Annotated in this window: 14 protein-coding genes; 8 read left to right on the top strand and 6 right to left on the bottom strand. The window is 42.3% G+C overall.

Annotated elements, in window-relative coordinates:
• Window positions 1–26: 26 nt before the first annotated feature.
• Complete coding sequence (locus tag M2444_RS09800) at window positions 27–542, bottom strand: DinB family protein (protein WP_094870180.1); 516 nt, start codon at window positions 540–542, stop codon at window positions 27–29.
• A 79-nt stretch (window positions 543–621) separates the two neighbouring features.
• Window positions 622–1,533: a helix-turn-helix transcriptional regulator gene (locus tag M2444_RS09795; RefSeq protein WP_280786839.1), complete on the bottom strand. Its 912-nt coding sequence runs from the start codon at window positions 1,531–1,533 to the stop codon at window positions 622–624.
• A gap of 212 nt (window positions 1,534–1,745) precedes the next feature.
• Between M2444_RS09795 and M2444_RS09790 the strand changes: the two genes are divergently transcribed.
• Genes M2444_RS09790 through M2444_RS09775 form a run of 4 tightly spaced genes read left to right on the top strand, consistent with a single transcriptional unit; the run spans window position 1,746 to window position 4,660 of the window.
• The gene (locus M2444_RS09790; protein WP_094870178.1) at window positions 1,746–2,372 is read left to right on the top strand and encodes a TetR/AcrR family transcriptional regulator; all 627 of its coding nucleotides are present in this window, start codon (window positions 1,746–1,748) and stop codon (window positions 2,370–2,372) included.
• Between the two features lies 1 nt (window position 2,373).
• The gene (locus M2444_RS09785) at window positions 2,374–3,228 is read left to right on the top strand and encodes an ABC transporter ATP-binding protein (RefSeq protein ID WP_094875095.1); all 855 of its coding nucleotides are present in this window, start codon (window positions 2,374–2,376) and stop codon (window positions 3,226–3,228) included.
• On the top strand, window positions 3,225–3,938 hold the full coding sequence (locus M2444_RS09780; protein ID WP_094875096.1) for a fluoroquinolone export ABC transporter permease subunit: 714 nt from the start codon (window positions 3,225–3,227) through the stop codon (window positions 3,936–3,938). The genes M2444_RS09785 and M2444_RS09780 overlap by 4 nt, the downstream gene beginning before the upstream one ends.
• On the top strand, window positions 3,935–4,660 hold the full coding sequence (locus tag M2444_RS09775; protein WP_094875097.1) for a hypothetical protein: 726 nt from the start codon (window positions 3,935–3,937) through the stop codon (window positions 4,658–4,660). The genes M2444_RS09780 and M2444_RS09775 overlap by 4 nt, the downstream gene beginning before the upstream one ends.
• On the opposite strand, the gene M2444_RS09770 is transcribed toward M2444_RS09775, so the two are convergent.
• From M2444_RS09770 to lacZ, 3 genes are all read right to left on the bottom strand, one after another.
• Window positions 4,661–6,316 carry an AraC family transcriptional regulator gene (locus tag M2444_RS09770; RefSeq protein ID WP_280786838.1) on the bottom strand — a complete coding sequence of 552 codons (1,656 nt, stop codon included), beginning with the start codon at window positions 6,314–6,316 and terminating at the stop codon, window positions 4,661–4,663. It abuts the gene before it with no gap.
• 140 nt (window positions 6,317–6,456) lie between these two features.
• Entirely contained in the window at window positions 6,457–7,482 is a 1,026-nt protein-coding gene (locus M2444_RS09765) for an ABC transporter substrate-binding protein (RefSeq protein ID WP_280786837.1), read from the bottom strand.
• A 286-nt stretch (window positions 7,483–7,768) separates the two neighbouring features.
• Window positions 7,769–10,882, bottom strand: coding sequence for a beta-galactosidase, LacZ type (gene lacZ / locus M2444_RS09760; RefSeq protein ID WP_280786836.1), 3,114 nt, complete (start codon window positions 10,880–10,882; stop codon window positions 7,769–7,771).
• Window positions 10,883–10,998: 116 nt separating this feature from the next.
• Between lacZ and M2444_RS09755 the strand changes: the two genes are divergently transcribed.
• The 3 genes from M2444_RS09755 (at window position 10,999) to M2444_RS09745 (ending at window position 15,512) form a co-directional block, all read left to right on the top strand.
• Entirely contained in the window at window positions 10,999–11,820 is an 822-nt protein-coding gene (locus tag M2444_RS09755) for an AraC family transcriptional regulator (RefSeq protein WP_094875160.1), read from the top strand.
• A 208-nt stretch (window positions 11,821–12,028) separates the two neighbouring features.
• Window positions 12,029–12,934, top strand: coding sequence for a hypothetical protein (locus M2444_RS09750; RefSeq protein WP_094870172.1), 906 nt, complete (start codon window positions 12,029–12,031; stop codon window positions 12,932–12,934).
• A gap of 196 nt (window positions 12,935–13,130) precedes the next feature.
• Window positions 13,131–15,512 (top strand): alpha-L-arabinofuranosidase C-terminal domain-containing protein, encoded by a 2,382-nt coding sequence (locus M2444_RS09745; RefSeq protein ID WP_280786835.1) that lies wholly within the window; start codon window positions 13,131–13,133, stop codon window positions 15,510–15,512.
• Window positions 15,513–15,543: 31 nt separating this feature from the next.
• Here M2444_RS09745 and M2444_RS33550 read toward each other — a convergent pair whose 3' ends face one another.
• Window positions 15,544–15,678, bottom strand: coding sequence for an alpha-L-arabinofuranosidase C-terminal domain-containing protein (locus tag M2444_RS33550; RefSeq protein ID WP_373455804.1), 135 nt, complete (start codon window positions 15,676–15,678; stop codon window positions 15,544–15,546).
• 215 nt (window positions 15,679–15,893) lie between these two features.
• On the opposite strand from M2444_RS33550, the gene M2444_RS09735 reads away from it, so the two are divergent.
• On the top strand, window positions 15,894–16,181 hold the full coding sequence (locus M2444_RS09735; RefSeq protein WP_094870170.1) for an ArsR/SmtB family transcription factor: 288 nt from the start codon (window positions 15,894–15,896) through the stop codon (window positions 16,179–16,181).
• Window positions 16,182–16,281: the final 100 nt, after the last annotated feature.

Raw genomic sequence — 16,281 nt, 5'->3', positions numbered from 1 at the left:
CTAGGGAAAGCATTGCCCATCATAGATTAAATAGCTTTCGCTGGCATCTGATACCAAAAAAAGGAATAGTCATTCATGGTAGAAGCGTGCCCTAACTGACGTAACATAGTAGATATATTACCTCTATGATAAGTCCCGTGATTGGCGGCATGCAGCACAATTTCTGATAGGCGTGTTTGCCGGATTCCAGCAAATGGGTTATCAAGTAGAATAGTCTGCTCTAAATCGGGTTGGTTTTGTAACCATTCTTTGTATTGTTCAGATAGCTGGGCAAAAAGATTAGCGTATTCATCAACCGAATCTAAAATGCTCATATTTAGCGGGATACTTTTTTGAAAAGCCTCAGGCATACCAGTGCCTGTTAAAACCAGATACCACATCGTATCAACCGCATAGATATGGCTAAGGGCATGAGCGATAGTAGGAAAAGAGCTATTCACTTCTTGATTTAGCACAGAGGGAGAGAGTTCCTTGATTCTTCCCAAGATCGTTTGGTTCGCCCAAATGTGATAATTAAACATTTCTACTGGATGATTGGTCATTGTATGATCTCCTTTTGAGTTGTGATAGATTTTTTTGTAGCTGTTGTTAATATAAAAGAAGAAGTATGACAGCAGACTGTCATACTTCTTCATAAAGATTTAGGGTATTAAGCAGCTGCTTTTTTAAGATACCCCGCAGTGCAAGAGGCTCGAGGACTTCAGCGCCGCTGCCGAAGCTCAGCAGAATTGACCATAGCCAGCGGGCTTCCAGTGGCTTATACACAGGAATTCGCATCGTCATGCTCTCATCGGTATGAAATTCCTTATCCATCTGGTGAAATTGATCCAGCGCTTCTGCCAAAGCCTCAGGTCCTACCCGGATTACGACTTCCTCAACCTGATCGGCCCTATTTGAACAACCGGCCTCTATGGGAACCTCATGTTGGGAATGAAAGATATTCTGTGTCAGAAGCAAATTCATCATCCGGGATAGCCGGAACTCTCGATAATCCTGTCGTTCCCGGCAATAACCATATATGTACCAGTTGCTATATTTAAAATGAAGCTTTACGGGTTCCATATCACGGGTTGTGCGTTCGTTTTTTACATTGATGTAATCAAAACGGACGATATTTCGTTCCGTAATAGCTGTACGTAAAAGAGAAAGTGCATCGGGATCCATACGGCGAGTTTCAAAATTCACCGCTAGACTAGAAGTCTGTTGTTCTGCTCCAATCGTTTGCAGCCGCTCAATGGTTCCTTGCGCCTGCGCGTCTTCAAACACAGAGGAGAGACTGTTCAGCACGGTAATCAAAGAAGTGACATCATAAGAACGGAGCAGGCTTTTATCCATTTTATATCCGTCCATGATGCCATATCCGCCTTTAGTTCCCTGATACGATACAACCGGGATGCCTGCGGCACAAATGACATCGATATCCCTATAGATAGTTCTCTGAGAAACCTGAAACTCTTCAGCCAGCTTGGAGGCAGATAAAACTTCGTGGTTCAACAGCTTGTAGATCATAGAAATCAAACGTTCCAATTTCATTTGTGTATCCCACCCATTAGTCCATTTCGTGTTACTGCATGATTATAGCATAGATTTTTCAAGCTAATTTTGGGGAGGATTGTGGTGGTGATGCACAAGAATACTAATTGTACCTCACAGAGGAAAAAGATTGACAAAATATGGTTAGTTGGTTTATCTTGTGAATATAAAATAAAAATATTCATAAAACCATAAAAAGCGAGTGAACTTATATGCCTAAAAAATTCTCTGAACAAGAAAAAGAATGGATAAAACATAAATTGTTGACAGAAGGGCGTCGCTGCTTTGAAATACATGGCATTAAAAAAACTAGTGTTGAAGAATTAACAAAAGCCGCCGGGATTGCGCAAGGTTCGTTTTACATGTTCTTTGGGTCGAAAGAGGAATTGTTCTATCACATATTGCTTGAAGAGGAACAACGAATTCGTAGTACAATGTTCAATTCATTTAGCGTAGGCGTGCCTGTAAACAAGGAAGAAATCCAATTATTTTTACTGAAATCTTTCCGGATGATGGAAGAGAGTCCGATCGTCCGCCAGATGTTCGTAAGAAGCGAAATGGAGCAGTTATTAAGAAAGTTGCCTAATGAGTTGTTGGAACAAAATTTTACAGAGGATAAAGACTTTTTTATTCCTTTCATTCAATCATGGCAAGCCGAAGGTATCATGGTTGGGATTGACCCGGAATTAATCGTAAGCATGATTCGCTCTGTAGTCCTCCTGTCTTTGCATAAGGAAGAGATCGGTGATGAACGCTATCAGGCAACAATAGAGCTTTTGATTGGGGTTCTGGCTGAAGGGATGACTTCTTTGAAAGATAATAAGACTGGGGGAGAATGATATGATCGAAGTAAAGGAGCTTCATTTTACCTATCCAAAAATAAAAGAGCCAACCCTTAGTGGACTTAACTTTTCCATACCTCAAGGTGAAGTGTTTGGTTTTCTCGGTCCTTCGGGAGCGGGTAAAAGCACAACACAAAAAATACTAATTGGAGTCTTAAAAAATTATCTCGGCAGCGTTAACGTAATGGGCAAGGAAATAAGAAATACCGGACCGGAGTATTTTGAGGGGATAGGGGTAGCTTTTGAGTTTCCAAATTTCTATTCAAAGTTTACTGCGCTGGAAAATTTGCAGCTATTTAGGACTCTGTATTCAGGGAGAACGGTGGAACCGAGGTTTCTCCTGGAGCAAGTAAATCTCACTGAAGCTGCAAATTTGAAGGTCTCCCAGTTATCGAAGGGGATGAAGATGAGGCTGAATTTCTGCAGAGCACTCTTAAATAACCCACAAATTCTATTTCTGGATGAACCCACTTCCGGGCTCGACCCTGTTAATGCGAAACGAATGAAGGATTTAATCCTGGAAAAAAAGGCGAATGGGACAACTGTAATTATTACAACACATAATATGCAAGCCGCGGAGGAACTCTGCGACAGGGTCGCTTTTATCGTAGACGGTCAAATTAAGTTGATTGATTCTCCTCGGGAGCTTAAGCTTCATAATGGAAAAAAACGAGTGCGGCTGGAATATCGCCATCATAATGAAGTTAGAAATGAGGAATTCTCACTTGATGATATAGGGGAGAATGAATATTTCTTAAAGCTTGTTCGTGAGCATCCAATAGAAACCATTCATTCGCTGGAGGCGTCTTTGGAACAAATATTTATTGACGTAACTGGGAGGCAGTTAACATGAGATTCAGATCTGCGTTTGCCTTTGACATCCGGTTTCAATGGCGGCATGGGTTTTATTGGGTCTACGTCATTATCTGTGCGTTTTATTTGGTATTGCTGCATCTTATTCCTGATCATTATCGAGAACAAACGATGTTGTTATTGACCTTTAGCGATCCGAGTGCTTTGGGACTTATTCTCGCAGGGGGGATTGTGCTGCTGGAAAGAGACCAGGGGATCCATGATGCTTTATTTGTTACTCCGATTCGTGTTAGGGAATATTTACTTTCAAAAGCTGGCTCATTATCTGTACTCTCCCTGTTTGCCGCTTGGGTTATTCATGTAGCAGCTAGCGGGATTCCGCATTCCCCGTTTGGCTTTTCTACTGGAATCATTTTAACTTCAAGCTTCATGACGCTATTGTCGATTGGTGTTGTGGCTCGTTGCCAGACAATTAATGGCTTCATTCTACTCTCACAAGTATTCGCATTGCCTTTTATCCTTCCATTGCTTGGTTATTTTAAGGTGTGGAACTCCAAACTTTTCTTATGGCTTCCTACGGAAGGAACGCTTCGCTTGTTGAATTCGGGAACCTCGGCTATGTCACTTGGCAGTTACATGTACTCCATATCGATATTACTCCTATGGAATGTAGTGATATACGTATGGGCAAAAATGTCCTTCGAAAATCATGTAATGATGCGCATAGGTAAGGGAGGAGCAGGAAAATGAAAAAGTATCGTATGCTTTTTATAAGCGATATCCGGCATACTGGTTTGGACCCAGTGCTTATGGTCGGCATCTTTGCTCCATTAGCCCTTCTAGTCGTCTCAAGGTTTGGATTTCCAATGATAGCCGATTGGCTTACGAATGGTTATGCTTTTGATTTATATCAATATAGCAGCTTTGCTGCGATTTTCTTAGTCATGACCTTTCCCATGCTAACCGGTATGATGACAGGTCTTTTAATGCTTGATGAAAGAGATGAGAATGTCATCTCTTATTACGCGGTTACACCATTAATGCGCAGAGGGTACATGGTGTATCGTCTAGTTCTTCCATCTCTACTCTGTGCATTTCTTTCATCGCTATTTTTTATAGTCTCCGGCTTATCTAGCTTCCAATTAGAGCATGTATATATCCTTTTACTATTAGCATTTGAAGCCCCTTGTTTTGCATTATTCCTAGCTTCTTTCGCTGCAAATAAGGTAGAGGGATTAGCTTTAGCAAAGGTCGGTGGTCTGTTTATAGCAGGACCAATCCTAGCATACTTTGTTCCATCACCCTGGCAATTTATCGGTGCGTGGATTCCTACGTATTGGCCTGCTAAGTTATTTTTTGTTGTAGAAATGGCTAGTGGTTTTAGTGTACTTGCATACTTTATGGTGGGACTTCTATTCCACTTGAGCCTTTTGGGCATCATGATCAGGATTTTTATTAAAAGAGCCGATTGATTAACCTCCTCCAAGCAGCTTAGGCAACAGCATAAGTAGCTTCTCTCGGGTTAGCGCATCTCCATAGTTCCATTTGCTTCCGTCAAGTAGATAAGCTTGCCCCTTACGTACTGCAGATAGATTTTTCCAAAGTGAGCTGTCTAGTAGTTTCTCCATAGCCACTCGAGAGTCTTGACGTTCTGGAATAAGCATAAAAATATAATCTCCGGCGTAAGAAGGCAGCCTTGCTGGATCAACCTCTGCAAACCCTAACTCTTCATCGAGAATCGCTTGGATCTCATCTGTGGGTTGTAAACCGTTAGGGGCATAGAGAGCAGTAGACAAACCTGACATTCCCATTGCATATAGATGATTTCCATGGTCATAAATCAATGCAGAAGCTGTTTCTCCAGGTCGAAGAGTATTCATATAAAGCTGCTGCCACATGGCAGCATTTTTTGCTGCGAACGAATCCAGCCATGCTTCAGCTTCGTGCTGCTTACCCAACCAGCTTCCAAGTGTCCGCATACGGTGTTCAAGTGGAGCAAATGAATCAAAGGTAAGTGTCGGGGCGATGTCGACGACTGCTCGATAAGCCTTATCATCTGAATTAGCTATAATAATTAGGTCAGGATTTAATGAAGAGGCAAGCTTCGGATCCAGAGGAAAGCCAACGTTAGAGAGCTTCTTAAGTCGATGTTTATAGACTCTGTTCCATGCAAAGACTTCATCTCCTCCAATAGGTTTTATACCTAATGCGAGAAGGTCACCAAGCGTCTCACCATGGTAGACAATGCGCCTTGGACGCTCCGGAATATCCACCTCATGGCCAGTCCAGTCTTTCACAGTAAGCTTCCGGCCTTGCTGATGCGCATATTGTCCGGGTGTAATTCCAGTCTTTTGACGAAACCGGCGACTAAAATAATATTCATCGGAGAAGCCAACCAGACGAGCAATCTCACGCAGCGGTTCAGCGGATTCCAGAAGGAAACGCTTCGAATGGTTAATACGCAGTTCGGTCAGGTAATCGAGCGGTCTTTTGCCGGTAAGCTTTTGAAAGATCGGAGTATATTGCCACAGCGTAATACCCGCGAGCTCAACCAGTTGCTTCACGGTGATACTCTCCGTATAGTGTTCTTGCATATATTGGATGGTCTTTTCCACGGAATCCGCGGGACTTGGCACCTGCTCGGAAGGATAATTATGCTCAAAAAGTAAGAGCAGCAATTCTTGGAATTTCAATTGCCGCTTAAAAAACTGCACATCATCTGCATTTTTTTTGCTCATAAGCAGATCTTCCGCAAGGCGGATTACCCTAGTGAACGGGTGGACAATTAGCTCCTGCCTACCCGGAAGGAGTTCCTCTGAATAATATTCGGGATACTCGGAGTTATTAATTGCTGTAAAAGTGATGAGATAATAATAAAGAGTCGTCTCTGGATTGTCCGTGCTATAGGATGTTCCAGGAGATAGGAGATAACACGTATCTGTAGTCAGTGTTATGGTTTGACCGCTAAGGATCAGCTGTCCACTTCCGCCAGTGAAGATTAGAAGTCTATAAAAGTGAGTGGTAAGAGTCTTAGAGCAAGAGCCTGCCGGTTGAATATGTAGTTCCGCATCAGTCAGCTGAAACAGCAACGAGCGGAGCGGTGCAGCGACGGGTAATGTTTGCAGCAAGAGGAAGCCTCCGTTCATTTGGTGAGAATCATTATCAATTAATTCATTGTATATAAAATAAAGAAGCATATCAACAGCTGTTGACATGCTTCTTGCAGTTTTCTATCAGCTAAGTGCCAAATGCTTCATGAAGGTGAAGATTATTTCATATTCAAAAGCTGTGGGAGTTCACGGAGCAGCCATTCTCTTGTTGTTGCATCACTTGAAGTCTTCATAATATCTTGTGTATAAACATATCCGTTCTTGACGGCAGGGAGACCTTTCCAAATCGGACTCTTTAATAGAGTAGAAGTGGATTGCTTGGCTTCATCGGCCACAGGAGTTAGGATGAAAATCCGATCTCCGGCATATTCTTTTAGCACTTCCATGGATACTTCCTGGAATCCCATACCTTCATCGAGAACCTTCTGAATCGCTGGGGTTGGCTTGAAGCCATTCTCTCCATATAGGACTTGCGAAAGTCCGGTCGTCGCCATAACAAATAGTCTGTCACCAGGATAATAAGTAAAGACTGAAGCTGTTTCTCCTTCTTTTATGCCTGCTGCCTTTAATTGTTCCCACAAGGCATCTTCACTCGTTTTATACTTAGCGAGCCATGCCTCTGCTTCGGTCGTTCTCCCAAGAATTCCGCCAATATCCAGCATTCGTTCTTTTAGCGGGGCAAAGGTATCAAAGATTATTGTTGGTGCAATTTTGGACAGCTGCTCGAAATCAGCTTCATCTGTTCCTGCATAGATAATCAAATCAGGCTGAAGTTCCAGGGTCTTTTCCAGATTGATAGGGAACCCTACATCTTCGACACCTTGAAGCTGATCTTCAAAAACCTGTCCCTCACCCATAGATAGTGGATAGCCTACCGCTTGCACACCAAGTGCGAGCAAATCGCCATAAGTTTCTCCTGAATAAATTACGCGCTTAGGGTTAACAGGAATTTCTACAGTATGGCCTATGTAGTCCGTGTAGGTGCGAGTAGTCGCCGCAGCTGCATTAGTGCCATTATCGGATGTTTCTGGAGAAGGTGCAGGGGTAGCAGAAGTATTATTTCCGGCTGCGTTAGACGCAGTGTTCTTGGCTGGTTGTTCCTCTGAGTTTCCGCACGCGAGTAGTAATGTGGTCATCAGAAAGAGTACACATAACACGGCGAAGGGTTGTCTTACCTTGTTCATATAATATTGCCTCCCTAAAATATGTAACGATCACCAATAATGATAATCATTCTCGACGAAAACTATCATAATTTAAAGTCTCCTTTTACTCAATGGACAAAACACATTATGGCGATTTGATTTGTACAATCTATTGTTAATGGAGTTGGTAGCCAGAGAAAAGATTGATAAGGCTAAGGAGGTATTGAGGAGCACGCAAAACTCTGTCGTGGGATTGAAATAAATAGAACAAGGCCGTCTTGTTTGGTAGAAACCAACCAGAGACGGCCTTTTTTAATAGATGAGATTAAAGAAGAGAGAGGGTGAAACGGAATGCATATGGGCGATTAGCTGGTAGAGTAAACTCTTCATGTGTCCGTGCGCCCCAACTGTCGTCACCGCCAACACCCATTTGCTTGTAGTTCACTCTCAGCACGCTTTTGTTCGAGACAGGCAATTTATACACATGATCACTTGCTTCCAGCTCGTCAGGCATCCAAGGCAGGGCATTAATCTCCAAAGGGATGGCACTATCAAAATAAAGTCCTGATCCATCGTTGGCTTCCGTTATTGAAGCAAATCTCACATCAGTCTTATTGCCACACTCCTGCGGTCTGAGGTAAGGGACGAACTGGTCACTGACTTTGCCAGAATAACGGCCCAGTGGTGCTCCAGTCTGTCTATCCCAATAATTCTCATGGGGTCCACGGCCGTACCATGACAGGGTATCGAGTCTTCCAGCAAGCACGAACATCATTCCGAACTCAGGAATTTCTGGCAGATCACTGCTACCCGGATTCAGTTCTTGCAGGAACTCTATAGATCCGTCAGGGCGAATCTCATACTGAACCAGAAGGGTGGAATACGGATTCGTTGGCAGAAGGTAAGTGGTGGAAACGAAACAGAGATTTCCTTCGGTTCTATAAACCATGCTCAACAGATTCCGCTCATTAGAAGCCTGCTTCCACACTGCACAGCGCTTTGGCAATCCATTGCCAAGATCATTATCCGTGACTGCTCTCCAGAAGTTAGGTCTTACGGGCTCAAGCAGATGTTCTTTACCGGCAGCATGGTATGAGTTTAGCTCACCAGTTGCTTTATTAAAGCTTAGAGTGAAATTCTCACCCTGTACGCTCAATGCATCTTCATGTTCGTGCACATGTAACGTTCCATCCGTTGTTTTTGGAGCCTTTGTCACGATACGCGGGGACAGAATAAACTGTTCCCAAGCGATTTCGTGGTCAGCATCAGACCAAGAAGTTTCTGAACGCTGAATGAAGGAGAGATTTAGAATAGCTTCGTGATCGCCTTTATGTGAAATCAGTTCATAAGGGATGGTGCATTCAACGATTTCTCCTGGTACAGCAGAGATTTGCAGCAAACCCTCTTGCGCAGCTACTCCGTCTAAAGTAACTTCCCATTTAAGTTCGTACTGTTTAATGTCGGTAAATAAAAAGTTATTATGAATCTGAAAGAGACCTTCACGGATATTTAAAGCAGTTACTTTAATATTTTGATAGCATTTTTTGACCTCAAATAGCTTTGGAGTAACCGAACGATCGGCAAAAAGTAATCCGTTTCCGCTAAAGTTTCCATCATGTGGCGACTCACCAAAGTCACCGCCATATGCTAAATAGGGGACACCTTCGGATGTTTTGGTTCGGATAGCCTGATCCACCCAATCCCAAATAAATGCACCTTGAAAAATATCGTACTTGTCAAACAAGTCCGTGTATAGGTGTAGCCCACCGCAGGAATTGCCCATAGCATGACTGTATTCGCAGATGATATAAGGCTTCTGAGGATGACTCAGCGCATATTTTTCAACATCGTGCGGTTTAGCATACATAGTCGACTCTATATCACTAGCTGCTTCCGACTCTCTGCAATGGAAGATCCCTTCATAATGAACAGGCCGTGTTGGGTCCGCTTCTCTGAGATAGTCATGCATGGCGATAAAATTATCACCACCGTAGGACTCATTCCCCAGTGACCAGATGATAACCGAAGGATGGTTCTTATCTCTTTGCATCATGGAGTTGCAACGGTCAATCACATTGGCCCGCCATTCCGGTTTGCTGGCAGGTACATTTCCCTCATGTATTCCTTGTTGCCCGTACTGCCAAGTGCCGTGCGTCTCCAGATTGGTTTCATCGATAACGTAAAGTCCGTATTCATCACAAAGCTCATACCAAATAGACTGATTCGGGTAGTGAGAGGTCCGAACCGCGTTAATATTATGTGTTTTCATCAGTTGGATATCTCGGATCATGTCGTCTTTGGATGGCGCACGTCCTGTGTCACAAGAGAACTCGTGCCGGTTAACGCCTTTAAGTACAATTCTTTTGCCGTTGATCTTCATAAGTCCGTCTTTGATCTCAAAGGTGCGGAATCCGACCTTACAGCTGACCGTTTCAATAGTGTTTCCTTTATCGTCAATAATGGAGAGAACCAATGTATACAGATACGGTGTCTCAGCACTCCACTTATAAGGATCTTTTACATGCTCAGAAAGCTTGAAATGATGAACGCCCTCTTGATCCATGGAAGTAACTGTAGATACTGGTGCCTCCCAGACAGGCTGATCCTCTTTATTGTATAGCTGCATTTGGAGTGTATAAGGGCTTAGCTTCTGATCAAAGTATTTCTCCATTTTGATGTCTACGTTTAAATCCGCATGAACGAAATCCTCATCCAGCTCGGTTTTAACGAAAAAATCAGCAACATGGACAGAAGGGGCCGTGTACAGATAGACCTCCCGAAAAATACCGCTAAGCCGCCAAAAATCTTGATCCTCCAGCCAACTGGCATCACACCAGCGATAGACCTCAACAGCTAGTTTATTATCACCAGTAACTAGATAAGGGGTAATATCGAACTCTGAAGGCGTAAAGGTGTCTTCACAGTATCCGACCTGTTCTCCGTTTACCCACACATAGAAAGCGGATTCAACCCCCTGAAAGCTAAGGTATACAGGCTGACCGTTCCAAGATTCTGGTACAGTAAAGGTTCTGATGTACGAGCCCACGGGATTATATTTTGTCGGAGCAAAAGGTGGCTTGAGATCAGGTTCGGATTCCGCCCAAGGATAGCGCACATTCGTATATTGCGGGTAATCATAGCCATGGAACTGCCAGTGAGAAGGTACAGGAATCGTAGCCCAATTGCTGCAATCGAAATGAGCTTTATAGAAATCCACGACTCGTAGATCCGGTGTTTCAAAAAAAGAGAACTTCCAAATGCCATTAAGCGTTTTGTAGTATGGCGAGGCTTCTTTATCTCCCACCAGGGCTTGCGTTAGATTGCTATATGGGATCATGGAAGCATGTGCATCCAAGCGATTTAATTCGAAGATCTCCGGATTATTATTCCATTCTGGATAACCGTTTGCAGGAGGCTGGTAAACAAATTTTGCTCGCATGAGTAAATCTCCTTTATAATAGTGATGTTATTATATTCATATTATAGATTGGAGTAATGGTAAGAGATATAAAAGATTTTTCATCAAATATAACAAAATATGAAACGAGTGATCAGATGGAGAGCAAAATAATCTTTTGCCAAACGGAAGAGACGAATATGCTGCCGCTGTATGCTACAACCATTGGATTTTGGGAGCATCAGGCAGAAACCTTACGTCCTACCGGATTTCCGGACTATCAAATGCATCAGATTCATGAAGGCAAAGGCGAGCTTATCATCCAGGAGAAACGATATATTGTCGGCTCAGGGGATGTTTTCTTTTTGTTCCCGAATATTACGCATTCGTATGCGCCAATCAGCAGTAAGTGGAAGCTGTCATGGATTTCATTCAATGGTAGAGAGGCCGGTCAAATGCTGCTGTACGCAGGAATTCGCGAATCAGGCCCTGCTAGGTTGAAGGAGGATAAATGGCTAAATCCTTTAAAAGAAATGCTCAACTTGTCAGATAACAATGATTTGGAAACGAATCTGGAACGATCCAAACAATTATATGCGCTGCTACTGGATTTAAAAAGCAACCTAGTTTCTCCTTTAAATGAAGCTCTTGAATTGGAGCGAATTAATCCGGTGTTGCGTCATATAGAAAGAAATCTTCATAGGTCCCTCCCATTAAAGGAACTTGCGGAGGTTATTGCAGTGTCGCCACAGTATTTATGTAGGCTTTTTCAAAAAACAATTCATGATCGACCTGTAACCTATATCAACAAGCAACGTATAAACTTGAGTAAACAACTAATGTCCAATGAACGAGATAAAAAAATGTATGAGATTGCTCAGTTAGTGGGCTTCGAAAATGCCAGCTACTTTTGTCTAGTGTTTAAGCGGTTGACTGGAATGAGTCCAGAGCAATTTAAACAGCTGCATGGTTTGGACTAAGGGCAATAGAGAATGCCTCTAAGCCCTATGATAAACGCTTACTTGTTAGCATCTAGCACTCCATGATATAGTTTAATTGAGTTCATATGTTGTATTTTTCACGAATTCGCTCATTTTTTTGCAATATGTGTATGTTCAATCTAATTCAATACATAGAACCAAATTTACGATCAGATATTTAGTTAAGCATCAGGAAGGAGTCATCAATTTGAATGAGAAGTTAAAAGAGGCATATGAACGTTTGGACTTGCCTGTAGACATTAGCCGGGAGGAACTGAATAAAAAGTTTGATTTGCACTTGAAACGCCGTAAATCAAATTCCTCAGAAACTGAGGCTACAGCCTATGAAGAAGAATTTCTTGCTTTCAAAACGATCCTAGACGGCTTGGATCAGCAGGAAATTCAGGAGGCAGAGGACAAGCGGCTAGAGAAATGGGGAGCATTTTCCGGCATAGCGCGTAAATCAGAGAATTTTTTTAGGCTATACAAAGTCCATACTTTTGTATCTATCATTGTGCTGTTAGTGCTAATCTTTGGAGGTAACGCTCTTTATAATCAATATCAAGCCAAAAAATATGAAGCTTCACTCCCGCCAGTGGATGTACATATCATGTTCTTAGGCAATTATGAATCCCAAGATCCATCAGGTAAGGATGAAGAGCTTAAACAAGAGATAGTCAATCGCTATCCGACTTGGAAGCGGGTAAAGACGGATGTAGTGTACCTTCCCTCAACAGGTGGAACGGGTGGAGGAACATTAGACATGACTTATATTCAGCGCGCAATGGCGATGCTGGCAGCGGAAAGACCTGATATCCTCATTTTGGATGATGCTACTTTTGATTGGATTGGACAACAGCAGGGACTTAAAAATCTGGAGCCGTTTGTTAAATCAGCGGGACTTCCTTTAGATGATATTCGTTTGAAACGTATAAAAAATACGGAGAACGGTGAAGAATGGATCACTGGCGTAGATATCACAGATACGAAATTTGCTACAGATCTTCCAATTCATTCACGGAAGATGATTATCGGGGTGTTTGGAGAAGGTGGAGATAAGAACAAATCAACTGATTTTGTTGAGTTCTTAGTAGGGCAAATGACTGCCAAATAAATGAGTATTATAAATGGACCTGTGTTATAAAGACCGATGTTGTATGGATTCTCATACGATATCGGTTTTTTTGATATACATTCAAAGCATCTGAATTGACGAATGTGAAGTGAACTCACTATAATAATTCATATAGATATGAACTAAGTAATATAAATATAAACTAAACTGAATATTACAAGGGAGTGATGAAAGAATGAAGACAGAAGGAACTCTGACAATACATACACAGAAGCGTGGTGCAGCATTAGGTGATTTATTTGGAATCTTCTTTGAGGATTTAAATCATGCGGCAGATGGTGGACTTTATGCTGAGCTAGTTCAGAATCGATCCTTTGAATTTGATCCGATTGATCGGGCCGATTATCATGCGTTAATGGCTTGGGAGCCTGTAGAACGTGGGGAGGGGAAATCCGTAATCACCGTGGAAGATAGCGAGCCCTTGAATGATCGTAATCCACATTATGTAGCTATTGATATTGTGGCTGAAGGTGACGGCGTTGGGTTGATGAATCTGGGATTCAATCGTGGTATTCCGGTAAAAGAGGGCGAGAACTATAAGTTCTCCGTTTATGCTCGTCGCGAGACAAGCTTTGATGTCCCCCTTACTGTAACCATCGAAAGTACAAATGGCATCATTCATGGTGAAGCGGAAATAGCTGTGAATCACTCCGAATGGACTCGATACGAAGCAGTTATTAAGTCTAAGGCTACGGATACTAGTTCACGTCTTGTAATCGTTACCAAAGGGAGCGGGAGGGTATATCTGGACATGATTTCTCTATTTCCGGAGAAGACCTTTATGAACAGACCAGGGGGCATGCGTGAAGATATTTCACTGTTACTCGCCGGCTTAAAGCCTAAATTCATGCGGTTTCCGGGTGGTTGTCTGGTACATGACGGTTCCTTAAATCCAGATGACAGAGATTCTATGTACAGATGGAAGAATACAATTGGGGATGTTGCACAAAGACCGGCAAGGCGGAATAACTGGTCCTATAATCAGACGCTTGGGTTAGGTTACTTTGAATATTTTCAGTTCTGTGAGGATATTGGAGCTAAGCCGATTCCCGTTCTTCCGGGCGGCTACGATCCGCATCATAAACGATTGGTCCCACTGGATGAATTAACGCCCTGGGTTGAGGATGCACTGGATTTGATTGAATTTGCTAAAGGGGACATTTCTTCGGAGTGGGGAAGTATACGTGCGAGGCTGGGTCATCCAGAGCCTTTTAACCTAGAGTATATCGGTATCGGCAATGAGGAGGTAGGTGCACCTTTTTTCGAGAGATATCCATACTTTCATCAAGCCATAAAAGAGAAATATCCGGATATTAAAGTCATTAATTCGAGCGGTCCATTCTCTGCAGGTAAAGAATATGATCGGGGCTGGACATCGGCAAAAGAGAATAAGTCTGATCTCGTAGATGAGCATTACTACTGTACACCAGAATGGTTCCTGGCGAATCATCATCGTTATGATGACTTTAAGGCTGACGAACCGAAAGTGTTCTTAGGTGAATATGCTTCATGGGGCAATACCTATTATAACGCGTTGGTGGAAGCGGCTTTTATGACGGGACTTCAGAACAACGCTCATGCGGTTGGCTTGGCATGTTATGCGCCTATGCTCTGCAATGTGGATTATATCAACTGGAAGCCGGATCTAATCTGGTTTAATAATCATGAAGTGTACGGAACTGCGAACTACTATGTTCAAAAGCTATTCATGAATCATCAGGGAGATCAGCTCCTAGAAATAAAAGCGAACGGCTTCACAGTACCTGAGGAACGCAAAATTGAAGCAATCACAGGTGCCATTAGCTTGGGCGTCGATGCATCCGCTGCTCGTTTCTCCGAAATCCATCTTGTCAACAATGTCACAGGAGAATACAAGACATTTTCTGATCTATCGGAAGAAGTATCGAATCTGCTTGACCCCGATCAGAATGGAACGGCTAAACATATGTTAGAGCTTGGAGAGACGGAGTGGGAGAGCTATTCCTTGAATTTTAAGGCTACACGAACCGCAGGGAATAAAGGATTTAAGTTCTATTTTGGCAAAGCGGATGATCAGAATCATTTGTACTGGGAGCTGGGTGGCTGGCAGAATCAGGATTCGATTGTCGCCTCCATCATTAACGGAAGAAACTCTGTTCTGACACATTCGATGTTTACTGTTGAAACAGACGTAGAATATGATCTAAAGCTAAAAGTATCAGGCAGACATATTCATACATACATTAACGGAGAGTTGATCAATGAAACAGAGGATAAACTTCCGGTCACCGAACCGCTGTATTACACAGCAAGTGTGGAGGATTGCACAGGGGATATCATACTTAAGACAGTGAATGTACAAGAGAATAGCGTTTCTGCTGAGATTATATTAAAAGAGTTGGCAAAAAAGGACTTGTCCGTCGAAGGATATGAACTGTCGGGATACCAGCTTGAGGATGAAAATAATTTCGAGAATAAAGAGCTTGTCTCCCCGAAGCAAAAAAACTTTACGACAGTGGGCAGTTGCTTTTCTTATGAGTTTCCGAAGCAATCCGTAACGATTTTTAGAATAAAATAAAAACTAAAAGCGCCCCTTTTGAATCTTAGAATTACAGAGATTCAAGGGGGCGTTTATGGTGGTCTTCTACACTAATGACAGGTGCAATATTATTAATAAGCTGGGGAATGCAAACCATCTTTACACGGTCTGCATGTTCTAGTAATGTAGTGAGACAGCAGCCCACGACCAGCGCATCTTCCAATCGTCCAGCGAAAGATTAATTTTCTACTTGCTCTTTTTTTTAGCTTGAATATAATCACAGGTAACAGCTATACTGCATCAATATATATCTCGCTTGTTAAATTAATAATTAATATTATTGTTAACTAAGAAATAGTTTTGAGATTACATAGTTAGAATTCTTTAAAATACTAATTCAAAGACATAGGAGATCATAAAATGCACTTAAATACAGATACAGAATCGCTTCGGGTCTACGAAGCATTAGCAAGTGAAGTCAGGCTAAGGATTATCGAACTACTGGACCGAAAAGAGATGCATATTAAAGAACTGGCTGCCGAGCTCTATCTAAGTAGTGCTATGGTTAGCACACATGTTGCCAAGCTGCAAAAGGCAGGTCTGATTAGCTCTAAAATGAGACGTGTAGATGGAGGGACTTATAAGTACTGCTCCCTGTCTACGAACTGCCTGCAGATTAAATTATCAGGATCCCGGGGAATCTGCTAATCGGATATTATGAATGATGGGAAATAGATAATTTATAAAAATAAAAAAACATATTGTAATGAAAACGGTTTTATGATAATTTAAATCTATAAAAACGTTT

It is taken from the genome of Paenibacillus sp. PastF-3, assembly GCF_029893135.1.
Taxonomy (GTDB): domain Bacteria; phylum Bacillota; class Bacilli; order Paenibacillales; family Paenibacillaceae; genus Paenibacillus_AQ; species Paenibacillus_AQ nitricinens.
Note: the sequence above shows the minus strand (reverse complement) of the source record. Positions and strands in the feature narration are given on the sequence as shown.

What these genes read in the sequence shown, in the direction of transcription:
- M2444_RS09780 (WP_094875096.1), top strand. Translation starts at nt 3,225, where the DNA reads ATGAGATTCAGATCTGCGTTTGCCTTTGACATCCGGTTTCAATGGCGG.
- M2444_RS09775 (WP_094875097.1), top strand. Translation starts at nt 3,935, where the DNA reads ATGAAAAAGTATCGTATGCTTTTTATAAGCGATATCCGGCATACTGGT.
- M2444_RS09795 (WP_280786839.1), bottom strand. Translation starts at nt 1,533, where the DNA reads ATGAAATTGGAACGTTTGATTTCTATGATCTACAAGCTGTTGAACCAC.
- lacZ (WP_280786836.1), bottom strand. Translation starts at nt 10,882, where the DNA reads ATGCGAGCAAAATTTGTTTACCAGCCTCCTGCAAACGGTTATCCAGAA.
- M2444_RS09735 (WP_094870170.1), top strand. Translation starts at nt 15,894, where the DNA reads ATGCACTTAAATACAGATACAGAATCGCTTCGGGTCTACGAAGCATTA.
- M2444_RS09800 (WP_094870180.1), bottom strand. Translation starts at nt 542, where the DNA reads ATGACCAATCATCCAGTAGAAATGTTTAATTATCACATTTGGGCGAAC.
- M2444_RS09755 (WP_094875160.1), top strand. Translation starts at nt 10,999, where the DNA reads ATGGAGAGCAAAATAATCTTTTGCCAAACGGAAGAGACGAATATGCTG.
- M2444_RS09765 (WP_280786837.1), bottom strand. Translation starts at nt 7,482, where the DNA reads ATGAACAAGGTAAGACAACCCTTCGCCGTGTTATGTGTACTCTTTCTG.
- M2444_RS09785 (WP_094875095.1), top strand. Translation starts at nt 2,374, where the DNA reads ATGATCGAAGTAAAGGAGCTTCATTTTACCTATCCAAAAATAAAAGAG.
- M2444_RS09745 (WP_280786835.1), top strand. Translation starts at nt 13,131, where the DNA reads ATGAAGACAGAAGGAACTCTGACAATACATACACAGAAGCGTGGTGCA.
- M2444_RS09790 (WP_094870178.1), top strand. Translation starts at nt 1,746, where the DNA reads ATGCCTAAAAAATTCTCTGAACAAGAAAAAGAATGGATAAAACATAAA.